16 protein-coding genes and 1 tRNA gene are annotated in these 18,712 nt (G+C 70.3%); 5 read left to right on the forward strand and 12 right to left on the reverse strand.

All coding sequences use genetic code 11. The annotated features are described in order from the left end of the window. Nucleotides 1-15 precede the first annotated feature (15 nt). Both M0R80_21830 and M0R80_21835 read left to right on the forward strand, forming a co-directional pair. Nucleotides 16-627, forward strand: a complete 612-nt coding sequence (locus M0R80_21830; GenBank protein MCK9462275.1) for a hypothetical protein — start codon at nt 16-18, stop codon at nt 625-627. Further along, nucleotides 624-1,343 carry a glycosyltransferase family 2 protein gene (locus M0R80_21835; protein MCK9462276.1) on the forward strand — a complete coding sequence of 240 codons (720 nt, stop codon included), beginning with the start codon at nt 624-626 and terminating at the stop codon, nt 1,341-1,343. Before M0R80_21830 ends, M0R80_21835 begins: the two co-directional genes overlap by 4 nt. A 159-nt stretch (nt 1,344-1,502) precedes the next feature. Here M0R80_21835 and M0R80_21840 read toward each other — a convergent pair whose 3' ends face one another. Then, nucleotides 1,503-2,375 carry a tetratricopeptide repeat protein gene (locus tag M0R80_21840; protein MCK9462277.1) on the reverse strand — a complete coding sequence of 291 codons (873 nt, stop codon included), beginning with the start codon at nt 2,373-2,375 and terminating at the stop codon, nt 1,503-1,505. A 117-nt stretch (nt 2,376-2,492) separates the two neighbouring features. Between M0R80_21840 and M0R80_21845 the strand changes: the two genes are divergently transcribed. Further along, nucleotides 2,493-2,587, forward strand: a tRNA-Sec gene (locus M0R80_21845). Between the two features lie 11 nt (nt 2,588-2,598). Here the strand turns inward: M0R80_21845 and M0R80_21850 are convergent. From M0R80_21850 to pepT, 4 genes are read right to left on the reverse strand one after another with little or no spacing between them, the layout of a single operon-like run. Further along, a complete protein-coding gene (locus M0R80_21850) occupies nt 2,599-3,453 on the reverse strand; it encodes a PHP domain-containing protein (GenBank protein ID MCK9462278.1) in 855 nt (284 codons plus the stop codon). Between the two features lie 6 nt (nt 3,454-3,459). After that, nucleotides 3,460-4,125, reverse strand: coding sequence for a hypothetical protein (locus M0R80_21855; protein MCK9462279.1), 666 nt, complete (start codon nt 4,123-4,125; stop codon nt 3,460-3,462). Beyond that, nucleotides 4,122-6,098, reverse strand: a complete 1,977-nt coding sequence (locus tag M0R80_21860; protein MCK9462280.1) for a serine/threonine protein kinase — start codon at nt 6,096-6,098, stop codon at nt 4,122-4,124. The genes M0R80_21855 and M0R80_21860 overlap by 4 nt, the downstream gene beginning before the upstream one ends. 19 nt (nt 6,099-6,117) lie before the next feature. After that, complete coding sequence (pepT, locus tag M0R80_21865) at nt 6,118-7,362, reverse strand: peptidase T (protein MCK9462281.1); 1,245 nt, start codon at nt 7,360-7,362, stop codon at nt 6,118-6,120. A 246-nt stretch (nt 7,363-7,608) separates the two neighbouring features. On the opposite strand from pepT, the gene M0R80_21870 reads away from it, so the two are divergent. Together M0R80_21870 and M0R80_21875 are read left to right on the forward strand one after the other, a co-directional pair. Continuing rightward, complete coding sequence (locus tag M0R80_21870; protein ID MCK9462282.1) at nt 7,609-9,096, forward strand: hypothetical protein; 1,488 nt, start codon at nt 7,609-7,611, stop codon at nt 9,094-9,096. Next, nucleotides 9,093-11,186: a response regulator gene (locus M0R80_21875; GenBank protein ID MCK9462283.1), complete on the forward strand. Its 2,094-nt coding sequence runs from the start codon at nt 9,093-9,095 to the stop codon at nt 11,184-11,186. Before M0R80_21870 ends, M0R80_21875 begins: the two co-directional genes overlap by 4 nt. Nucleotides 11,187-11,191: 5 nt before the next feature. Here M0R80_21875 and M0R80_21880 read toward each other — a convergent pair whose 3' ends face one another. The 7 genes from M0R80_21880 to M0R80_21910 all read right to left on the reverse strand — a co-directional run bounded on the left by M0R80_21880 (nt 11,192) and on the right by M0R80_21910 (nt 18,665). Further along, nucleotides 11,192-13,141 (reverse strand): PAS domain S-box protein, encoded by a 1,950-nt coding sequence (locus M0R80_21880; GenBank protein MCK9462284.1) that lies wholly within the window; start codon nt 13,139-13,141, stop codon nt 11,192-11,194. Nucleotides 13,142-13,250: 109 nt separating this feature from the next. After that, nucleotides 13,251-13,538, reverse strand: coding sequence for a HigA family addiction module antitoxin (locus tag M0R80_21885; protein MCK9462285.1), 288 nt, complete (start codon nt 13,536-13,538; stop codon nt 13,251-13,253). A gap of 14 nt (nt 13,539-13,552) precedes the next feature. Further along, the gene (locus tag M0R80_21890; protein ID MCK9462286.1) at nt 13,553-13,843 is read right to left on the reverse strand and encodes a type II toxin-antitoxin system RelE/ParE family toxin; all 291 of its coding nucleotides are present in this window, start codon (nt 13,841-13,843) and stop codon (nt 13,553-13,555) included. 238 nt (nt 13,844-14,081) lie between these two features. Next, nucleotides 14,082-15,230 carry an acyl-CoA dehydrogenase family protein gene (locus M0R80_21895; GenBank protein MCK9462287.1) on the reverse strand — a complete coding sequence of 383 codons (1,149 nt, stop codon included), beginning with the start codon at nt 15,228-15,230 and terminating at the stop codon, nt 14,082-14,084. A 74-nt stretch (nt 15,231-15,304) separates the two neighbouring features. Then, nucleotides 15,305-16,678: a DUF4352 domain-containing protein gene (locus M0R80_21900; protein MCK9462288.1), complete on the reverse strand. Its 1,374-nt coding sequence runs from the start codon at nt 16,676-16,678 to the stop codon at nt 15,305-15,307. Nucleotides 16,679-16,755: 77 nt separating this feature from the next. Next, on the reverse strand, nt 16,756-17,715 hold the full coding sequence (locus M0R80_21905; GenBank protein ID MCK9462289.1) for a hypothetical protein: 960 nt from the start codon (nt 17,713-17,715) through the stop codon (nt 16,756-16,758). A gap of 2 nt (nt 17,716-17,717) precedes the next feature. Continuing rightward, nucleotides 17,718-18,665, reverse strand: coding sequence for a hypothetical protein (locus M0R80_21910; protein MCK9462290.1), 948 nt, complete (start codon nt 18,663-18,665; stop codon nt 17,718-17,720). Nucleotides 18,666-18,712: the final 47 nt, after the last annotated feature.

Raw genomic sequence — 18,712 nt, forward strand, 5'->3', positions numbered from 1 at the left:
CCACGAGGAGGGCCCATGGGCCGCATCTTCGACGCCGTCGTCCTCGCCCTGTACCCGCTGATCGTGCTCCTGGGCCTGACCTACCTCGACGTCCGCTGGACCGCGCTCCTCCTCGCCGTGCTCCTCGGCCGGAGGTTCGTCTCGCAGATCTTCGGATCGAAGGAGACGTCCGCCCCGATCCTCATCCAGATCGCCGGGACCGCGGCGCTGCTCGCCGGCGCGGCGTGGTCGGGGTCGGAGCTGTTCCTCAGGTTCACGCCGTTCGGGATCTCGCTGATCTTCTTCTTCCAGTTCGCCGCGTCGCTCCGCCCCGGCTCGGCGCCGATCATCGAGCGGTTCGCGCGCCTCTCGCGGCCCGACCTCCCGCCCGAGAACGCGGCGTACTGCCGGCGCCTGACCAAGGCCTGGCTCTTCGTCTTCGTCGGGAACTCGGCGCTCGTGCTCGGCGCCGCGTTCGTCCACGACAAGGCGCTCTGGGCCCTCCTCGTGGGCCCGGTGAGCTACCTGTACCTCGGCGCCTTCCTGACGGCGGAGTACATCTACCGCAGGTTCAGGTTCCAGGAGTGGAACCCGAAGAACCCGATCGACCGGCTGCTCCGATCCATGTCGCGGAGGCCGCAGCCGTGAGGGCGGTCGTCCTCATCCCCGTCTACAACAACGCCGCCACGGTGGGCGAGGTGGTGCGCCGCTGCCTGGCGATCGCTCCGGACGTCGTCGCGGTCGCGGACGGCTCGACCGACGGGAGCGACGAGGCGGCCCGCGCGGCCGGCGCCGAGGTCGTCCGGATCCCGGTCAACGGGGGCAAGGGCGCGGCGATCCGGCGCGGGCTCGAGGCGGCGCACGACGCGGGCTTCACCCACGCCGCGGTGATCGACGCCGACGGGCAGCACCCGCCGGAGGAGCTCCGCCGCCTCCTCGCCGAGGCCGCAGGAGACGAGGCCCGGATCTGGATCGGCGTGCGCCGCATGCCCGCGGACGCCACCCCCGCGGCGAGCCGCCGCGGCCGCGCGATCTCCAACTTCTGGGCGACGCTGAACGGGTGGCGGCGGTGCCGCGACGTGCAGTGCGGCCTCCGCGTCTACCCGGTAGAGGCCGTCCGCGCGCTGCGCTGCCGCGAGCCGCGCTTCGCGTTCGAGATGGAGGTGCTCGTCCGCGCGGCGTGGGCCGGGGTGCGTCTCGGCCACCTGGACGTCGACGTGCGGTACCCCTCGGCCGGGGAGCGCGTCACGCACTTCGACATGCGGCGCGACAACCTCCGCTTCACCTGGCTCAGCTTCGCGATGTTCTGGGGGATGGTGATTCGAATCCCGCTGCTCCTCGCGCGCCGCCTCTCGGGACGCTGAGAAACCATCGGCCTGCCCGGGGTCGAAACCCAACCCCCGCCCCCTTCCCGACGCGGGAAGGGGAGCAGCCGTATGGATCCTGAAAAGATCGGTTCAGATGCCTCCCCCTCCCGCGTCGGGAGGGGGACCGAGGGGGTAGGTCGGGACCGAGGGGGTAGGTTACGGGCGGTTCAGGTGCAGCTCGATCTCGGCCACCTTCTGGCGGGCCGCGCGGAAGTACTGGCTGTCCGGGTACTGGCGCATCAGGGCGCGCAGCGCCGACCGCGCCTCGTCCCGTTGGTGCGCCTCCTCGTGCGCCAGCGCGAGGTACCAGTAGGCGTCGTCCGCGAGATCGCGGTCGAGCCTCTCCTCGACGAGCTTCTGCAGGACGGCGAGCGCCTCGCGCGGCTTGCCCTGCAACCGCAGCGCGTTGGCGAGCTCGATCTGCGCCGCCTTGGCGTGCCCGGAGTCCTCCTTGTAGCGCAGCGAGGACCTGAACTCCTCCACCGCCTCCGCGAACTTCTGCTGGGCCGAGAGATCCAAGCCGGAGGTGTAGTGCTGCATGGACAGCTCGCCGCGGAACTCGTCGATCGCGTCCGCGAGCAGCTTCGCCTCGAGCGGGGTCAGCGCCGCGCGGTCGAGCGCGTCGTACGTCTCGATCGCCTTCTGGCGGTCGCCCTCGTGGATCAGCGTGTAGAGCTCGAGCAGGTTCGTTCCGGCCTTGCCCTTGCCGTGCGCCTCCGCCTCCGCCCGGAGCGCCGCGAGCTCCTTCTTCGCCGCCGCCGCGTCCGCCTTGGCCGCGGCGAGCGACTCGTTGAGCGCCGCCTGCCGGTACCCGTAGGCGAGCTGGATCCCGGCCCAGGCCACGATCGCCACGACGACGTAGCTGACCACCGAGCCCAAGGAGAAGTGCCGCTCGTAGGACGCCTGCCGCTTGCCGATGCTGCGCACCTCGGCGTTCAGGCTGCTCGCGAGGTTGTTCGACTTGATGATGAGGCCCCGCGCCTCGATGATCTCCTTCTTGATCTCCCGGAGCTCGTTCCCGCCGTCCATGGGCGCAGGATTACCAGAAGTCGCGCCTTTCGTCGACTCGCACCGCACCCCCCGACCGCGGCCGCGGCCGATCGGTGCCGCATTGACACCCCGAACCCCTTCGGCGACCATGCTCACGGGAACGGATGGGTACCTGGTGGGCCCTGCGGACTTCAAATCCGTTTTTGCGCGTTAACAGCGTGCTAGGTGGGTTCGATTCCCACACGTTCCCGCCGAGTCGATCTCACCCTGTCGCGCGGATCCGCGCGGCGGCCTCCTCGAGCGGCGCGAGCAGCGCGTCCGGCACCCGGAGCGATCCGAAGCCCCGCCCGAGCCGGATGTCGGGCTTGGGCGAGCCGTGGAAGTCGGAGCCGCCCGAGCGCAGGAGCCCGTGCCGCTTCGCGACCCGCGTGTAGTCCTGGACCATCTGCGAGGTGTACGCGGCGCAGAACGTCTCGACGCCCTCGAGGCCGAGCTTCTTGAGCCCGCCCACGAGTTCGTCGAGCGCCGCGCCCTTGCGGCCCGTCTGATCCGGGTGCGCGAGGATCGGGACGCCGCCCGCCGCGCGGATCGCCGCGATGCACTCCGCGGGCTCGCGCCGCTCCTTGAACACGTGGGCGACGCCGCCGCGGCCGAGGATCTTCGCGAACACCTCGCCCATGCTCGCGGCGAACCCCTTGCGGATCAGGACCGCGGCGAAGTGCGGCCTGCCGACGAGCTCTCCGCCCGACGCGTCGAGCGCCTCCTCGGCGGTCACCGGCATCCCGATCTCGGCGAGCCGGGCGACGAGCCGCGCGTTGCGCTGCTCGCGCAGCCGGAGGACGCCCGCGAGGAACTGTGCGATCGCCGGGCTCCCGGCGTCGACGAACAGCCCGCAGAGGTGCAGCGTGCCGCCGTCGATCCGCGCCGACAGCTCCACGCCGGGCACGAACCGCATCCGCCTCCCGTCGGCCGCGCGCGCCGCCTCGGCGATCCCCGCGACCGTGTCGTGGTCCGTGAGCGCGAGCGCCGTGAGGCCCAGCCCCGCGCCAAGCTCCACGAGGGCGGCCGGGGGCATCGAGCCGTCCGATGCGTTCGAGTGGGTGTGGAGATCGAGCACGGCGGCCTACCAGTCCGGCGCCTCGGGCAGCGGCCACACGATCGGCTCGGGCGCCGCGCGGACGAGCTCGCCCTCGACGCCCAACGCTGCGCGGGCGGCGAGCGCCGGCGCGATCGGCACGGCCGCGAAGAGGAGCGTGAAGGCGACCAGGCCGCGGGCGAAGAACGGCCCGGCCCAGCGCCTGCGGACGTCCGTGCCGGCCTTGGCGTGCACCCACAGCGCGCGCGCGGCGAGCACCGTGCCGAGGGCGAACCACGCGATCTCCCCGATCTCCGGGCCGAGCCCGGCGAGGGGCGGACCGGCGAGCAGGATCCCCGCCGCCCACGACGGCCAGACGAGCCCCATGGCGAGCGCGCCGCAGCGCTCCGCGTCCCCCGGCGCCCGGGCGCTCCTCGAGACCCACATCAGGGCGAGCGCGAGCGCCGGGGCCATGACGAGGGCGCCGCCGACCGCGGCGACGAAGCCGACCGCCGCGCGCTGCACCCCGATCTCCGGGGTCGTGAGCCCGAGCGCCGCGGCGCCGAGGTGCCCTCCGACGACCGCCGCCGCGGGCCAGGGCACGGCCGTGAGCGCCGCCGCGAGAAGGCCGCTCGGCGAGCGCGGACAGCTCGCGAGCGCGGGCCCGAACGAGCGGGCCGGGGCGACGGCGATCTTGAACCCGTTGAGGATCACGGCTTGGGGGTTCCCGCGTCGACGCTGCGCCCCGTGAGGACGAGGATCGCCGCCTCGGCCGCCTCGCCGACGCAGACGTTGGTCGTCTTGATCTTGCCGCGCGGCCCCTTGACCTTGACCGAGCGGTAGCTCTCGAGGAGAGGGAGGAAGCCGGTGTTCCCGGTCTTCGCCATCTGATCGATGACGTCCTTGCGCGCCTTGCACTTCGTCAGCTCGTTGAAGTCGGCGGTGAGCGACGTGAGCCAGTCGACGTGCGCCTCGTTGTTCGTGTCGACGAGCGCCTGGCGGGCGGCCCTCCGGACGTCGCCGTCCGTGAGCGCGGAGTTCGCGAGCTCCTTGAGGGTGTCGATGCCCGCCGCGCCGCCGTACACCGCGAGCAGCACGGCGGCCTTCTCGCGGGACACGCCCCACTTCAGCCCCTCGTGGAGGTTCTCCTGGAGCCGGATGTCCGCCGCGAGCGTGCGGTCGGCCAGGAGCGCCTTGTCGTAATCGATCATCGCCTGATCCCGGGCCCCGGACAGGAACTCCGCGTGCCCGAGGAGCAGCACGGCGGCCGGCATGTCCGGCTTGATCCCGAGCGCCTCCTTCACCGTGATCACCGCCTCCGCGGCGTTGTCCCCGCGGACCTGGGCCTCGGCGCGATCGAGGAGCCTCTTGACCTGATCCGTCTTGTCGCCGATGTCTCCGACGTTCTCGGACGGGACGATGACGGTCGGCCGCAGCGCGTCCGCCTCGTCGTCGCCCACCGTCGCCGCGACGACGATCCCGGCGATGATCAGCGCAATCCCCCCGATGATCGCGAAGCGGGCCCTGAAGGGAAGGCGCACGATCGGGCCGGCCACTGGCATCCGCTTCGCGCGGCGCTCGACGCCGTACAGCGCCTCGAAGAGGCGCGAGCGCGGCGCGGCGTCCGGATCGATCGCCGCGATCGCCTCGAGGAACGCCTCGGCGCTCGGGAACCTGTCGACCGGCCGCTTCGCCATCGCGCGGTCTATCAGATCCTGCAGTCCGGGTGGAAACCGCCCGTGGTCCGAGAGCGACGGCGTCGGCGCGGTGAGGTGCATCGACATGAGATCGACCGCGGAGTCCGCCTCGTACGGCGCGGTGCCGGTGAGCATCTCCCAGAGCATGACGCCCACCGCGTACAGGTCCGAGCGCTGATCGACCTTGTCGCCGAACGCCTGCTCGGGCGAGAGGTACTTCGGCGTGCCGAAGACGACGCCGGTGCGCGTCAGGCTCACGCCCTTCTCGCCGTCCTCCCCGCCGGCGGCCAGCTTCGCGATCCCGAAGTCGAGGATCTTGACGAAGTCGGTCTCCTCGCCGTGGGTCGTGAGGTAGACGTTCTCGGGCTTCAGATCGCGGTGCACAACCCCCTGGGCGTGGGCGTGGGCGAGCCCCCGGAGCATCTGCTTCGCGACGTCGAGCGCCTTGGTCACCGCGAGGCCGCCGCTCACGGCGATGCGCTCCTCGAGCGACTCGCCGTCGAGCAGCTCCATCACGAGGAACAGCGTCCCGTCCTCGGTGCGGCCGAAGTCCGTGACCGTGATGCAGTGCGGATCCGTGAGCCGGCTCGACGACTTGGCCTCGCGCTCGAACCGCTTCGTGATGTCCTCGATGTGGGCGAGCTCCGAGTGGATCACCTTGATCGCGACCAGCTTGTCCATGAGCACGTGGGTCGCGCGGTAGACGCGGCCCATGCCGCCCTCGCCGATCGCGCCGGTGATCAGGTAGCGCCCGTCGAGCACGGTGCCTATCAGCGCGTCGAACGCCTTCGCTGGGATCGTGTCCGACGTCGGAGCCGGCGCCGCGTCCTCGGCCTGCGCGATGGCGTCCGCGATGGCCGCCTCCAGCGCCACCGAGACACCCTCGCCCGGAACGGTTTCCGAGACCGGGGTGACGCCCGGAGCGGGCGCCGCGTCGGAGGCCTGAGCCTCATCCGTCGGCAGGCCGTCGTCCCGCGTCGCGTCGCTCATCGCACCTCGCCCGTGGCCTTTATTTCGCGTACAGCCCCAGCAGGTTGAGCACCGTGCACAGCGCGAGCCCCATCGACCGCGTCGAGATCCACTCGGTCGGCCCATGGAAGTTCATGCCGCCGGCGAAGATGTTCGGCGTGGGGAGACCCTTCCTGGAGAGGCTGGCGCCGTCGGTGCCGCCCCGGATCGGGACGAGGTTCGGCGTGAGCCCGGCCCCGCGGACCGCGGCCTCGAGCCGCTCTCGGATCTCCGGCTTGTCCTTGAGGAACTTGTGCATGTTCGGGTACGAGAACTGGATGTCGACGTCGATCTTCAACCTCGGCTCCTCGGCGACGACGTTCGCCGCGATCGCCCGCAGCTCCTCGCCGAGCGCCTTGACCTTGTCCTCCTCGAAGTCGCGCAGGATGAGGTGGCACTTGCAGCTCGACGCGTCGCCCGAGATCTCGTGCGGATGGATGAACCCCTCGCGCCCGTCGGTGCGCTCGGGCCGCGCCCCCTCCGGGAGCCGGTCGAGCAGCTTCGCCATGTAGCGCAGGGCGTTGACCATCTTCCCCTTGGCCGTGCCCGGGTGCGTCGCCACGCCTGTGACGGTCACGAACGCCGAGTACGCCTCGAACGTCTCGATGTTGATCTCGCCGTCGAACGTGCCGTCGAGGGTGAACGCGACGTCCGCGCCGAACCTCTCGAGCGGGAACTTGGCGTGGCCGCGGCCGATCTCCTCGTCCGGCGTGAAGCCGATCTTGATCGTGGGCCGATCGAGCTCCGGGTGCGCCATGAGGTGCCCCACGGCGGCCATGATCACGGCGATGCCGGCCTTGTCGTCCGCGCCGAGGAGCGTCGTGCCGTCCGACGTGATGACCGTGTCGCCGACGCACTTCGCGAGCTCCGGGTTGTCCGCGGGATCGATCACCACGCCCGCCCCCAAGCGGATCGGCTTGCCGTCGTAGTTGCGGTGGAACGTCGGCTTCACGTCCTTGCCGGACGCCGCGGGCGACGTGTCGAGGTGGGCGATCAGACCGATCGTCTTGGTGCCCTTGCCCGGAACCGTTGCGGTGACGTAGCAATTTTCGTCCACGGCCGCATCGGCCACCCCGAGCTCCTGGAGCTGCTTGACCAGGGGGCGCGCGAGATCGAACTGCTTCTCGGTGCTCGGGCACTTTTCGCAGCTTCCGTCCGAGGTCGTCTCCATCTTCGCGTACTCGACGAAACTTTCGACGACTTTCGTGGATTCGAGCAGCTCGAGCGGAGCATCGAAGAACTTCATCGTTTTCCTCCCGTTGAACCGTTTGACGCCGGTCGAAACCGCGTTCCGCGGCACGCGTTGTCGAGCGGCGCAACTATAAACCGAAAACGGAGCGCCCGCATCTACAAAGCTCCCCGGGACCCGGCCCGGCCGCACCTGAAAAAATGGGCTCGCCCGACGCCACGGTCAGAGCGTAAGATCCGGGGAAACAGGAGCGAACGGAGGGGGAGCGTCATGATCCGCGCGGCGATGGCTCTGATAATTGCGATGTTTATTGTGACGGCCGCATCCGAGGCGAATGCGGCCACGTACACGATCGCCCCGGGGGAGACCTACGAACAGCTCTCGGAGCTCCCCGCGCTCGGAGCCGGAGACGTCGTCGAGATCGTCGGCGGAAATACGTACAACGCGTTCGAGCTCTACGACTCCGGCGGTTCGGGCGATCCCATCACGATTCGCGGGATCCCGGCGGACGGCGAGCGGCCGATCGTGGACGGAGGCGTCAACACGGTCGCGATCCACGGCAGCCACTACGTGATCGAGGCGCTCGACATCACGGGCGGCTCGTCGCGGTGCTTCTACCACCATGGGGACGACATCGTCCTGCGCGGCTCGGTCGTCCACGACTGCCCGGCCCACGGCATCCTCGGTGCGGACAACGACTCCGGCGATCTCACGCTCGAGCACGTCGAGGTGTACGGGTGCGGCGCGGGCGACGGCCAGCACCAGATCTACATGGCGACCGACGAGGTGGCGTTCCCGGGCTCGGTGTTCCGCATGCTGCACTGCTGGGTGCACGACGGCAACGGCGGCAACGGCGTCAAGTCGCGCGCCGAGCGCAACGAAATCTACTACAACTGGATCGAGGGATCGTACTACCACGAGCTCGAGCTCATCGGCCCGGATCCCTGGGGCGCCCAGGACGGCTGGACCGAGGAGATGGCGCGCGAGGACTCGGACGTGGTGGGCAACGTGCTCGTGAAGGCGGGCGCCAACGCGGAGTTCTCGGTCGTGCGCTTCGGCGGCGACGCCACGGGCCAGACGTGGGGGCGGTACAGGTTCGTCAGCAACACGGTGGTCGTCGCCAGCGCGGATGCGGCCGTGTTCCGCCTCTTCGACGGCCTCGAGAGCGTCGAGGCGCACGATAACGTCTTCTACAGCCTCTCCGGGGACGGCGTGCGCCTCGTGCGCCAGGTCGAGGCCGACTGGCTCGACGGCGAGGCGTTCGCGGGATCGTTCAACTGGATCCCCGAGGGCTCGATCGAGGTGCCGACGGCGTGGACGGACGCGCTCGCGGGCGCGGATCCGGGATTTGCCGACGGCGATCCCGACGGCGGGCTGGAGCTCTTCCCGAACGAGGGGAGTCCGCTCGTGAACGCCGGGACCTCAGCGACCGCGGTGACCGGCGACCACGCCTTCCCCTCGCCGCTCCTCGCGCCCGAGTACATGCCGCCGATGCAGACGGTCCTCGCGCCCGGCGAGGCCGTCCCGCGGCCCGACGACGGAGAGATCGACGTCGGCGCGTACGAGCTCGGGACCGGAGATGCGGACACGGACACCGACGCCGATACCGATACCGACACCGACGCCGACGCCGACGCCGATTCCGATTCCGACGCCGACACCGACGCCGACACCGACACCGACACCGACACGGAGGTGAACAACTACACGGGCGGGAACGGCGACTCGGGCTGCGGCTGCACACAGGCGGGTCGGGCGCGCCGGACGAGCCTCCTGGCGTTGCTCCGATGAAGCTGCGGGTCTGGATCCCCCTGCTGATCGCTCTCATGGGCGCCTGCGCCCTGTTCTTCCGCGGCGCCTACGACGAGGCGAAGCGGAACGCGATCGACGGGCTGACCCTGCGGCAGCGCCTGCACGCCCGGCAGGCCGCGCTCGGGGTCGAGCAGTTCTTCGACCACTGGACGCGCACGCTGAAATCGCTCGCGCTCGTGGACGACGTCGCGCGGCTCGACCCGCACGGCGAGGCGCTCCTCCGGAGCTTCTACGAGGCGAGCTCGGACCAGATCAACGGGATCACGATGACGGACGAGGCCGGGGTGATCGTCTTCACCGCCCCGCACGCCGCGTCGGTCGGGCAGGACATCTCGCGCCAGAAGCACATGCGGGAGATCCTGTCGCGGCACGAGCCCGTGGTGAGCGACGTGTTCCGCACCGTCCAGGGCCACGACGCGGTCGCCCTGCACGTGCCGATCCTCGACCGCGACGGCTACCGGGGCTCGCTCGCGATCACGATCAGGTTCCGCGTGATCGCCAAGCGGTTCTTCGAGGAGATCGCGGTCGGGAAGACCGGCCACGCGTGGGTCCTGAGCCGTGACGGGACGGAGCTGTACTGCCGCATCCCCGGCCACGCCGGGAGGTCGGTCTTCGAAACGAACGCGCGGTCACCCTCCTCCCTCGCCCTCGCGCGCGAGATGCTCGCCGGGAAGAGCGGCACGATGACGCACATGTACGGCGAGGCCATCGATCGCGAGGCCCCGGACACCAAGAAGTACACGGTCTACGAGCCGATCCGGCTGCGGGGGACGTTCTGGTCCGTCGCGATCGCGTCCGCCGAGGACGAGATCCTGTCGCCCATCACCGCGTTCAGGAACCGGCTGATCGCCGTCTCGAGCCTGCTCTTCCTGTGCGGCGTCCTCGCGTCCTTCCTCGGCGTCCGCTCGTGGTTCGTCGTCCGGGACGCGCGGCGCCGACGAGAGGAGGAGGAGGAGCGCCGGCGGCTCCAGGAGGAGCTGCAGCAGGCGATGAAGATGGAGTCGATCGGCAGGCTCGCCGGCGGCGTCGCGCACGACTTCAACAACATCCTGACCAGCATCGTCGGCAACAGCTCGCTCGCCATGCTGGAGCTCGGCCCCGAGCACAAGGTCACGCCGCTCCTTGCGCAGGTGGAGAAGGCCGCGATGAGCGCCGCTGCCTTGACGCGGAGGCTCCTCGCCTTCGCGCGCAAGCAGGTCGTCGCGCCCACCGTCGTCGACCTGAACCACCTCGTCGAGAGCCTGCGCGGGATGCTCGCGCGGCTCATCGGCGAGGACGTCGCGCTGCGCCTCGAGCTCTCGGAGGGGCTCGGCGCGGCGCGGGTCGACGTCGGCCAGTTCGAGCAGGTGCTGCTCAATTTGGCGGTGAACGCGCGGGACGCCATGCCGGACGGCGGGACGCTCACCATCGCGACGGCGAACGCGGAGGGCCAGGTCGTGCTCGCCGTGCGAGACACCGGGCACGGCATGGACGACGCCGTCCGGAGCCGCATCTTCGAGCCGTTCTTCACGACCAAGCCCGTCGGCAAGGGGACCGGGCTCGGACTGTCGATGGTCTACGGCACTGTGACCCAGGCGGGCGGTGCAATCGAGGTCGACTCAGAGGTCGGGAAGGGGACCGAGTTCCGGATCCGCCTGCCCCGCTGCGACGAGCCGCCGACCGTAGCGACGCGCGGTTCGAAGCCGCCGGACGCCCAGCGCGGAAGCGAGACGATCCTCATCGCAGAGGACGACGAGACGGTCCGCGACCTCCTGCAGAGGACGCTCGACGGCCAGGGGTACCGCGTGCTCGCCGCCAGGACCGGCCCCGAGGCGATCGCGCTCGCCAAGAAGCACGACGGGCGGATCGATCTCCTCCTGACGGACGTCGTGATGCCGGGGATGGGCGGGCGCGAGCTCGCTGACCGGCTGCGCGCGCAGAGGCCGGAGCTGCGCGTCCTGTTCACCTCGGGGTACTCGGATCGCAACCCGGCACGCGGCGGAGCGGGCGACACCCGCGAGTCGTTCATCGCGAAGCCGACGACCCCGCGCGAGCTCGCGGCGAGGATCCGGGAGATCCTGGGGCGCTGAGCTCGTCAGCGGACCCCGCTGCCGACCGCCGATGCCACGAGCCGGGCCATCTCCGCCAAGGTGAACGGCTTCTGGAGGAACGGCACCCCGGCCTCGTCTCCCGCGTTCCGCCCGTCCTCCCCGGACGGCTCTGCGGAGGACAGGATGGCCCGAACGGCCGGGTTGATCCGGCGCATTTCGGCGAGGGCGCCGAGACCATCGAGCGTGGGCATCATCACGTCGAGGAGGACGAGGTCGATCTCCCTCCACGCCTCGCGGTAGCGGGAAACGGCATCGACCCCGTCCGCGCACGCCGTGACGCGGTATCCGAACCCCGAGAGCGCGTCGGTGATCACCCGCAGCACCGCGGGATCGTCGTCCGCGACGAGGACGCTCCCCCGGCCCGTGATCGGGGCGTCGTCGGCCGCGGCCGCGACGTGTGCGCGCTTCCCCTTTTCGAGCGGGAGCAGCACGGTGAAGGTCGTGCCTTTCCCCGGCTCGCTGTCGACCCGGATCGTGCCGTGGTGCCCGGTGACGGCGCCGTAGACCGCGGCCAGGCCGATCCCGGTGCCCGCCCCGGACCCCTTGGTCGTGAAGAACGGCTCGAAGATGTGCCGTCGGACCTCCTCGCTCATCCCGACGCCGGCGTCCGAGACGCGGATCCGCAGGCTGCCCCCGCCGCTGGGATCGCTCGGAAGGCCGCCCTCCGCTTCGCCGTCTCGGGCGACGAGGTCGGTGTCGAAGCGCAGCACGCCTCCGCCCGGCATGGCGTCCCGGGCGTTGAGCGCGAGGTTGAGGAACGCGTTCTGCAGAATGGCCGGATCGCCGATGATCTCCGCGTCGGCCGCCTCCAGGCGGCAGCGGATCTCGATCCCGGGATCGATCATCCTGCCCAGCATCGCGGCCACCTCGGCGAGCAGGGCGTGCACGTCTATCGGCACGGAGCGGACCCGCCCCTTGCGGGCGAACGCCAGCAGCTGGCGCGTCAGATCCGCGGAGCGCTGGGAGACGTGCGCGATGATCCTCGCGTGCTCCCTGAGCGCCGGATCCTCGACGCCGCGCTCGAGCAGCTCCGCGTAGCCCATGATCGCCGCCAGCTGGTTGTTGAAGTCGTGGGCGATGCCCCCGGCGAGGCGGCCGAGCGCCTCCATCTTCTCCGTCTGCCGCAGCCTCTCCTGAGCCCGCACGGTGTCGGTCACGTCGCGGATGACCGTGACGATGCGGGCGACGCGCCCCCCCTCGACGATGGGGATCTTGCGCGTCTCCGTCGCGAGCTCCCGCCCGCCGACCGCGTTCGTCTCCTCGGTGATGAGCGGCCCCTCGCCCGCGAAGACGCGCCGGTACTCGTCGCGCACGTCGTCGGGCAGGAACGGGAAGACCTCGAAGATCCGCCGGCCGACGATCTCTCCCGCGATCCCGATCTCCCGGAACCACCTCTCGCCGGTGCTGTTCAGGAGCTCGATCCGGAGATCGGAATCCACGACGTGGATCGCCTCGCCCATCGAGTCGATGGTCGATCGGTACCGCTGCTCGGAGTCGCGCAGCGCCTCCTCCGCACGCCGCCGGCCCGTGATGTCGCGGCAGACGGTGAAGATCGTCATGCCGGCCGCCGCCCGCCGCGCCGTGGCGTTGATCTCGACGGGCGTGATCCGCCCGTCCGGGCCCATGTAATCGATCTCGAGGTTGCGCACCGCTCCCGTCCCGAGACACTTCTTCACCTCGGTCACGTTGCGCGCGCGATCGCCCGGGGCGGTCCACTCGGCAACGGAGCGGCCGACGATCTGCGCGAGCCGCTCGTGGCCGGTCATCTTCACGTACACGGGGTTGGCGTCCAGGACGCGGCCCGCCTCGTCGAGGATGACGTAGCCGGTGTCGGTCGTCTCGATGAGCAGCTTGTGCTTCTCCGCGCTCTCGCGCAGCGCCTCGAGCTCCCCCTTCAGGCGATCCATTTCCGTCAGCTCGTGGATCCGAGTCACTCCGCCTCCCACTCGAACCGTGAGGCTTCACACTACCACGCCGCGCGCCGGGATCACAGGGAAGGCGCGGCGGGCGCCGCCGGCACGCGAGCCGCTCGGAGAGGCGAGCTCAGATCGCCGCGGCGAGCGGAGTGATAGGTGCAGCGGGCCGGGTCCGCGCGAGGTCGTACGCCGTCTGCAGGTTGACCCAGAATTCAGGGCTCGTGCCGAGCGCCTGTGCCAGCAGCCATGCGGTGTCCGGGCTGACGCCGCGCTTGCCGCGGACGATCTCGTTGATTCGCTGCACCGGGATGCCGAGGTGCGCCGCCAGGGCGATCTGCGTGACGCCGAGAGGCCTGAGGAACTCCTCCAGCAGCACCTCTCCGGGGTGCGTGGGGACGCGGTCACTCGGGATCATCGCGACTCCCTCCCTCAATGATAGTCCGCGAGCCGGACGTCGTGCGCGTCGCGGTCCGTCCAGCGGAACACGATCCGCCACTGGTCGTTGACACGGATACTGAAAAACCCCTTCATGTCGCCCTTCAGCGCCTCCAGCCGGTTTCCCGGCGGCGCGCGCAGATCGTCGAGTCGTGCCGCCGCGTTCAGCATGTCCAGCTTGCGCCGGGCGATCCGCACGACCTCGCCGGCAACGCCACGGACGCGAGCGCTCGCGATGCCGTGGAACAGATCCGATGTCGCCCGATCGCCGAAGGAAACGATCATCGTCCCTGCTCCCCGACCAAGATAACGCTTTCACGGTTACCATGCAAATCTTTTCGTGTTCCGCTTTGTAGTTTCCGGCTGGTCGAGACGCTTCGCCGAACGCCACCGCCCTCCTCAAGACTGATATCGGCGGCAGTCCGTCGGCCACGCTCCGTCGCCCGGCTCCGACGTCGGCTCGTCCCCATGTCACCATCCTGCGGTTCGCACCTGTGGAGACAGGCGTCGATGCGGATCGCCCTCAGCAGCCGAGGTAGCGGGCGATGACGATGCGCTGGACCTCGCTCGTGCCCTCGCCGATCTCGAGCAGCTTCTGATCGCGGAAGAACCGCTCGACGTCGTACTCCTTCATGAGGCCGTAGCCGCCGTGGATCTGCACCGCCTCGGTCGCGACGAACTTGAACACCTCGGAGCAGTACAGCTTGCTCATCGCCGCGGGCTGTTGGAACGGCTGCCCCTGCTCGCGCAGCCAGCACGCCTTGTAGAGCATGTTGCGCGCGGCCTCGATCTGCATCGCCATGTCGGCGAGCTTGAACGCGATCGCCTGGTTCTTGCAGATCGCCTTGCCGAACTGCTTGCGCTCCTTGGAGTACGAAAGCGCCTTCTCGAACGCGCCCTGCGCGCCGCCGAGCCCCATCGCCGCGATCGACAGGCGACCGCCGTCGAGCGTCTTCATCATCTGGTGGAAGCCCTGGCCGCGCTTGCCGAGCACGTCCTCCGCGCGGAGCTTCACGTCGTCGAAGTACAGCTCGGCGGTGTTGGAGGCGCGCCACATGAGCTTCCCGTGCATCTCCTTGACCGCGTAGCCCGGCGTGCCGTTGCGGACGAGGAAGCAGGTGTGCTCCTTCCTGTCGTCCTTCTTGTCCGTGATCGCCTGGACCGTGGTCACGAGGCTCAAAGGGTTCGCGGCGTTCGTGATGAAGATCTTGGAGCCGTTGAGCACCCACGAGCCGTCGGCCTGGAGCGCGCCGGTGGTCTTCGAGCCGGCGGCGTCCGAGCCCGCGTCGGGCTCCGTGAGGCCGAACCCCGCGAGGAACTGTCCCGAGCAGAGCTGGGGCAGGAGCTCGCGCTTCTGCTCTTCGCTCCCGAAGTAGTTGATCGGCCCGATCCCGAGGGAGTTCCCGGCCGCCACGGTCGCCGCGTGCGAGCCGTCGACGCGGGCGATCTCCTCGACCGCGATGATGTACGCGACGTAGCCCATGTCCGAGCCGCCGTAGTCCTCGGAGACGAACATGCCGAACAGGCCGAGCTCGCCCATCTGCTTCGTGATCTCGACCGAGAACTGCTCCTTCTCGTCGAGCTCGCGGGCCTTGGGCGCGATCTCGTTCTCGGCGAACTCGCGCACGGTGTTGCGCAGTATCTTCTGCTCTTCGGTGAGATCATAGCTCAGCACGGTTCTCTCCTCTCGCTAAGATGCGACGGGACGACGTTGCCCGGTTTCGGGCGGGGTCGGAATGACGAATGTCAGCCTCTCTCCGGGCCCAGATCGTAGCTTAGGACGTCGAGGTAGAGCGTGGCCCCATCCGGCGTCTTCACCTCGAGGCGGAACGGCCGCTCGAACCTCTGGCGCGGGAACACGAGCTTGCCGGACGCGCTGCCGCCGCCCGCGACCTCGCCGCCGAGATCGAGCTGGCCGACCGCCTTGCCCACCGGGCTCTGCCACTTGCCCGGCTCGACCTCGAGGCGCGGTGAGAGCTTCTTGGGCGGGCCCGCGTCGGCGCCGGTGTTCGCCACCGACAGATCCACGAGCAGCAGGAACTGGTCCTCGCCCTTGGGCGCGTAGCCGCCGAACTCCTTGGCGCCGCTGACGCCGGTCACGGTCACCTTCCACGCCGAGCTCGACCCCTCGATCGGGAACGCCGCGGCCGGCCCCTTGTCGAACAGCCCGGTCTGGACGATGGACGTGCGCTTGAGCCACTCGGTCTTGCCGGTGAGCCGAGTCACGAGCATCCTATCGAGCTTCGAGTAGTGGGCGTCCGCCGTCTCGTCGTCGAACCCGCCGCCCTTCTTCGGCGTGCGGATCTTGACCTGCTGGCGCAGCGCCATGCCGACGACCTCCTCGGGGCGCAGCGGCACGACCGCGATCGGGACGTCCGCGCGGCCGCCGCGGACTCCGAACGCCTTCAGCTCGATGTAGGCGCTCGCCTCGTCGGGGGTCACCTCGCAGAACGCCTCGCTGAACGCGGTCGACTCCCAGTGGAACGGCCGGCTCTCGCCCTTGAACCACGGATCCGAGCCGTGCACGGCCCGGGTCACGCGCGAGTAGTTGCTCGTGCGGCCGTACCAGCTCGAGGCGTACTCGCGGCTCATCGCGGGGACCTCGGCGTAGCGCGTCGGGCCGAAGCGGAGGAACGCGGTGCCCTGGAGGTCGGCGCTGTAGATGATGTCGCCGCCGTTGTACGTCAGCACGCCCTCGACGACCGCCTTGATGCCGGAGGTCGCCTTGCGCTTCTCCGGGACGTCGCCGCGGTGGCACGCGCCGGTGAAGAAGACGCGCTCGACCTTCACCTCGAAGGGGGACTCGCCGACGCGCGCGCGCTTCGCGTTGTAGAACGCGGTCCTGTCGCGCTCCTCCGCGGCGCACTCGGACTCGCACTTGCGCTCGCAGTAGCCCAGCGTCCGGCACTCCTTCTCGGGATCCTCGCCGGCGGGAACCGCCGCCGGATCGGGCGCCTTCCCCGCGGCGGGCTGTGCCGCCGCAGCGGCCGCCGGCGCCGCTGCCCCCTGCGCCGCGGGCGCGACCGGCTGCGCGTCGTCGTCGCCGCACGCGACGACGGCGAGCGCGAGGCACGCCGCCGACGCCGCGGACAGAATACACATCGATATGCGCTGACTCATGGTGCTCACCTCCGTGGACCTAATCCGGATCCGGATAACGAGTTGTACCCACAAAACGGCGGCCGCGTCCACGCCTGCTAGGCGAGCGTGGCGCGCCCTCGCCCCACGGCGACGAGCCGGCTCCCGGAGGGCACGATCCGCGAGACGCTCATCCCGGGAAGCGACCCCCGCTCGAGCACGCGTCGGCACGGGCAGACGAGCGGCGCGGCGACCGGCCGGCCGGCCGCGGTGGGCTCGACGACGATCCGGTACCGCCAGCGCTTCGCGTTGTCGACGAGCTGCCAGAGGCGCTCCCCGGCGTCGCCGTCCGGCGGGCCCAGGGTGCAGCGGCCGAGCTCGACGAACCCGGGGGTCCCCCCTGCGTCGCCCGCCTCGACCTCGACGCGGAACAGCGCGCCGTCCATCCCGGGCTCGTCGTCGATCGCCCGGCCGAGCGCGCCGAGATCCGCGACGAACGACTCCGGATCGGGGAACGTGACGACCCCGACGTGCGACAGCCCGAGAAGGCCTTCGGCCCGCTGCCCGAGCAACGCGCCGACGCCGCCGGGAGCATAGGAGACGACCAGCGCGCACTCGGCGGCGAGCGCGGCGAGCTGCGCGCCCGGGATCTCGACCGCGCCGAGCGGGTGATCGTGCGCCACGACGTCGACGAGGATGCCCGCCCCGGCGCCGGCGCTCACGAGCGAGGTGCGGACGAGCGCGCCGAGCCCCCGCGGCGGCGTTGAGCCCGCGGCGTGGACGAACGTGCCGCCGAGCCCCTGGGTGCCGAGCAGGGCGATGATCGAGGCCGCGGCCCGCGCGCCGTCTCCGCCGCCCGCGAAGTCCAGGAACAGCACGACCGGCTCCCGCTCGAGGCCCGCGCTCTCGAGGTGAAGCGAGAGCGCCTCGAGGAGCAGCCGCTCCGGCACGAACCTGTCGAACGCGCCCGCCGAGACGAGCAGCCTGCGCGCCTTCCGCTCGACGAGGGCGATCTCCCGCGGCGCGCGTGCCAGAGCCGCGCCGAGGATCTCGGACGCGTGCCGGGCCGAGCGCGCCATGATCAGGTGAGCTTCTTGGTCCAGAGGATCTGGTCGACCGGTCCCGAATCCGCGACGACCTGGCGGTTCATGTATCCGGTGTTCCTGAACCCCGCCGAGGCGAAGAGCGCGTTCAGCGGCAGGTCGTCGACGCGCACGATCGAGAAGATCGTGACCGCGCCGATGCCGAGCAGCCAGTCGATGAAGCTCAGGAGGCCGTGCCGGGCGATGCCCCAGTCCGGCTTGGCGATTGGCGGGAAGTAGACGTCGACCTTCGCGTTCCCGAAGCAGTCCTGGTACTCGGCGCCGAACATGTTGAGCTGCTTCGTGCGCCGGTTCTGGCAGACGAAGTAGTGGTACTCGATCTCGCGGCTGAACTGCCGGAACAGCGGCAGCTCGTCGACCGCCGGGGGAATGTGCGCCACGGCCGCCATGGCGGCCTTGCCCTTCCCCTTCACCTTGTTCTTGCCCCTCGCCGCGTGGATCAGCCGGTCGCGCTCGAGCTTGAGCAGTTCGAGCGTCTCCTCCTCGGCGATGTGCTCGGCGCGCAGCCCGCTGGCCGGGGCCTCGCTCATCTCCTTGGCGAGGGCGCGGATGTCGTTGAACAGGTTCTTCCGCTCCGGGACCTCGTCGGACTCCGGCACCCCCGTCCAGTCCTCGTCGTAGATCCGGCTCATGATGTAGGCGTCGGAACGCTTGTAGTAGCCCGGGATCGTGCCCTCGCGCAGGTAACCGACGCGCTGCCAGCCGGTCATGTCGTCGCGCTCGATCAGGGTGAAGACCTTCCGGATGCTGTCCGCGGCGAGCACGCGCTCGAGGTAGTTGTGCTTGGTCTGGAAGTTGCCCCCGCGGAAGTCGACGACGCGCAAGGTGCGATGGGCGCTATCGAACAGCAGGCTGCAGAAGATGTCGTCGTTGCGGACCATCCGCTCGTGCAGGCGGTTCGAGTTGCGCTTCTTCGGCTCGGCCATCGGCGAAACCTCCATCGCGAATGCGGGCGCAAAACCCTAGCACCGAT

Source organism: Pseudomonadota bacterium (assembly GCA_023229365.1).
Lineage (GTDB): Bacteria > Myxococcota_A > Polyangia > JAAYKL01 > JAAYKL01 > JALNZK01.

What these genes read in the sequence shown, in the direction of transcription:
- M0R80_21890 (MCK9462286.1), bottom strand. Translation starts at nt 13,843, where the DNA reads ATGATCGTTTCCTTCGGCGATCGGGCGACATCGGATCTGTTCCACGGC.
- M0R80_21860 (MCK9462280.1), bottom strand. Translation starts at nt 6,098, where the DNA reads ATGAGCGACGCGACGCGGGACGACGGCCTGCCGACGGATGAGGCTCAG.
- M0R80_21870 (MCK9462282.1), top strand. Translation starts at nt 7,609, where the DNA reads ATGTTTATTGTGACGGCCGCATCCGAGGCGAATGCGGCCACGTACACG.
- pepT (MCK9462281.1), bottom strand. Translation starts at nt 7,362, where the DNA reads ATGAAGTTCTTCGATGCTCCGCTCGAGCTGCTCGAATCCACGAAAGTC.
- M0R80_21875 (MCK9462283.1), top strand. Translation starts at nt 9,093, where the DNA reads ATGAAGCTGCGGGTCTGGATCCCCCTGCTGATCGCTCTCATGGGCGCC.
- M0R80_21840 (MCK9462277.1), bottom strand. Translation starts at nt 2,375, where the DNA reads ATGGACGGCGGGAACGAGCTCCGGGAGATCAAGAAGGAGATCATCGAG.
- M0R80_21830 (MCK9462275.1), top strand. Translation starts at nt 16, where the DNA reads ATGGGCCGCATCTTCGACGCCGTCGTCCTCGCCCTGTACCCGCTGATC.
- M0R80_21900 (MCK9462288.1), bottom strand. Translation starts at nt 16,678, where the DNA reads ATGAGTCAGCGCATATCGATGTGTATTCTGTCCGCGGCGTCGGCGGCG.
- M0R80_21910 (MCK9462290.1), bottom strand. Translation starts at nt 18,665, where the DNA reads ATGGCCGAGCCGAAGAAGCGCAACTCGAACCGCCTGCACGAGCGGATG.
- M0R80_21885 (MCK9462285.1), bottom strand. Translation starts at nt 13,538, where the DNA reads ATGATCCCGAGTGACCGCGTCCCCACGCACCCCGGAGAGGTGCTGCTG.
- M0R80_21905 (MCK9462289.1), bottom strand. Translation starts at nt 17,715, where the DNA reads ATGGCGCGCTCGGCCCGGCACGCGTCCGAGATCCTCGGCGCGGCTCTG.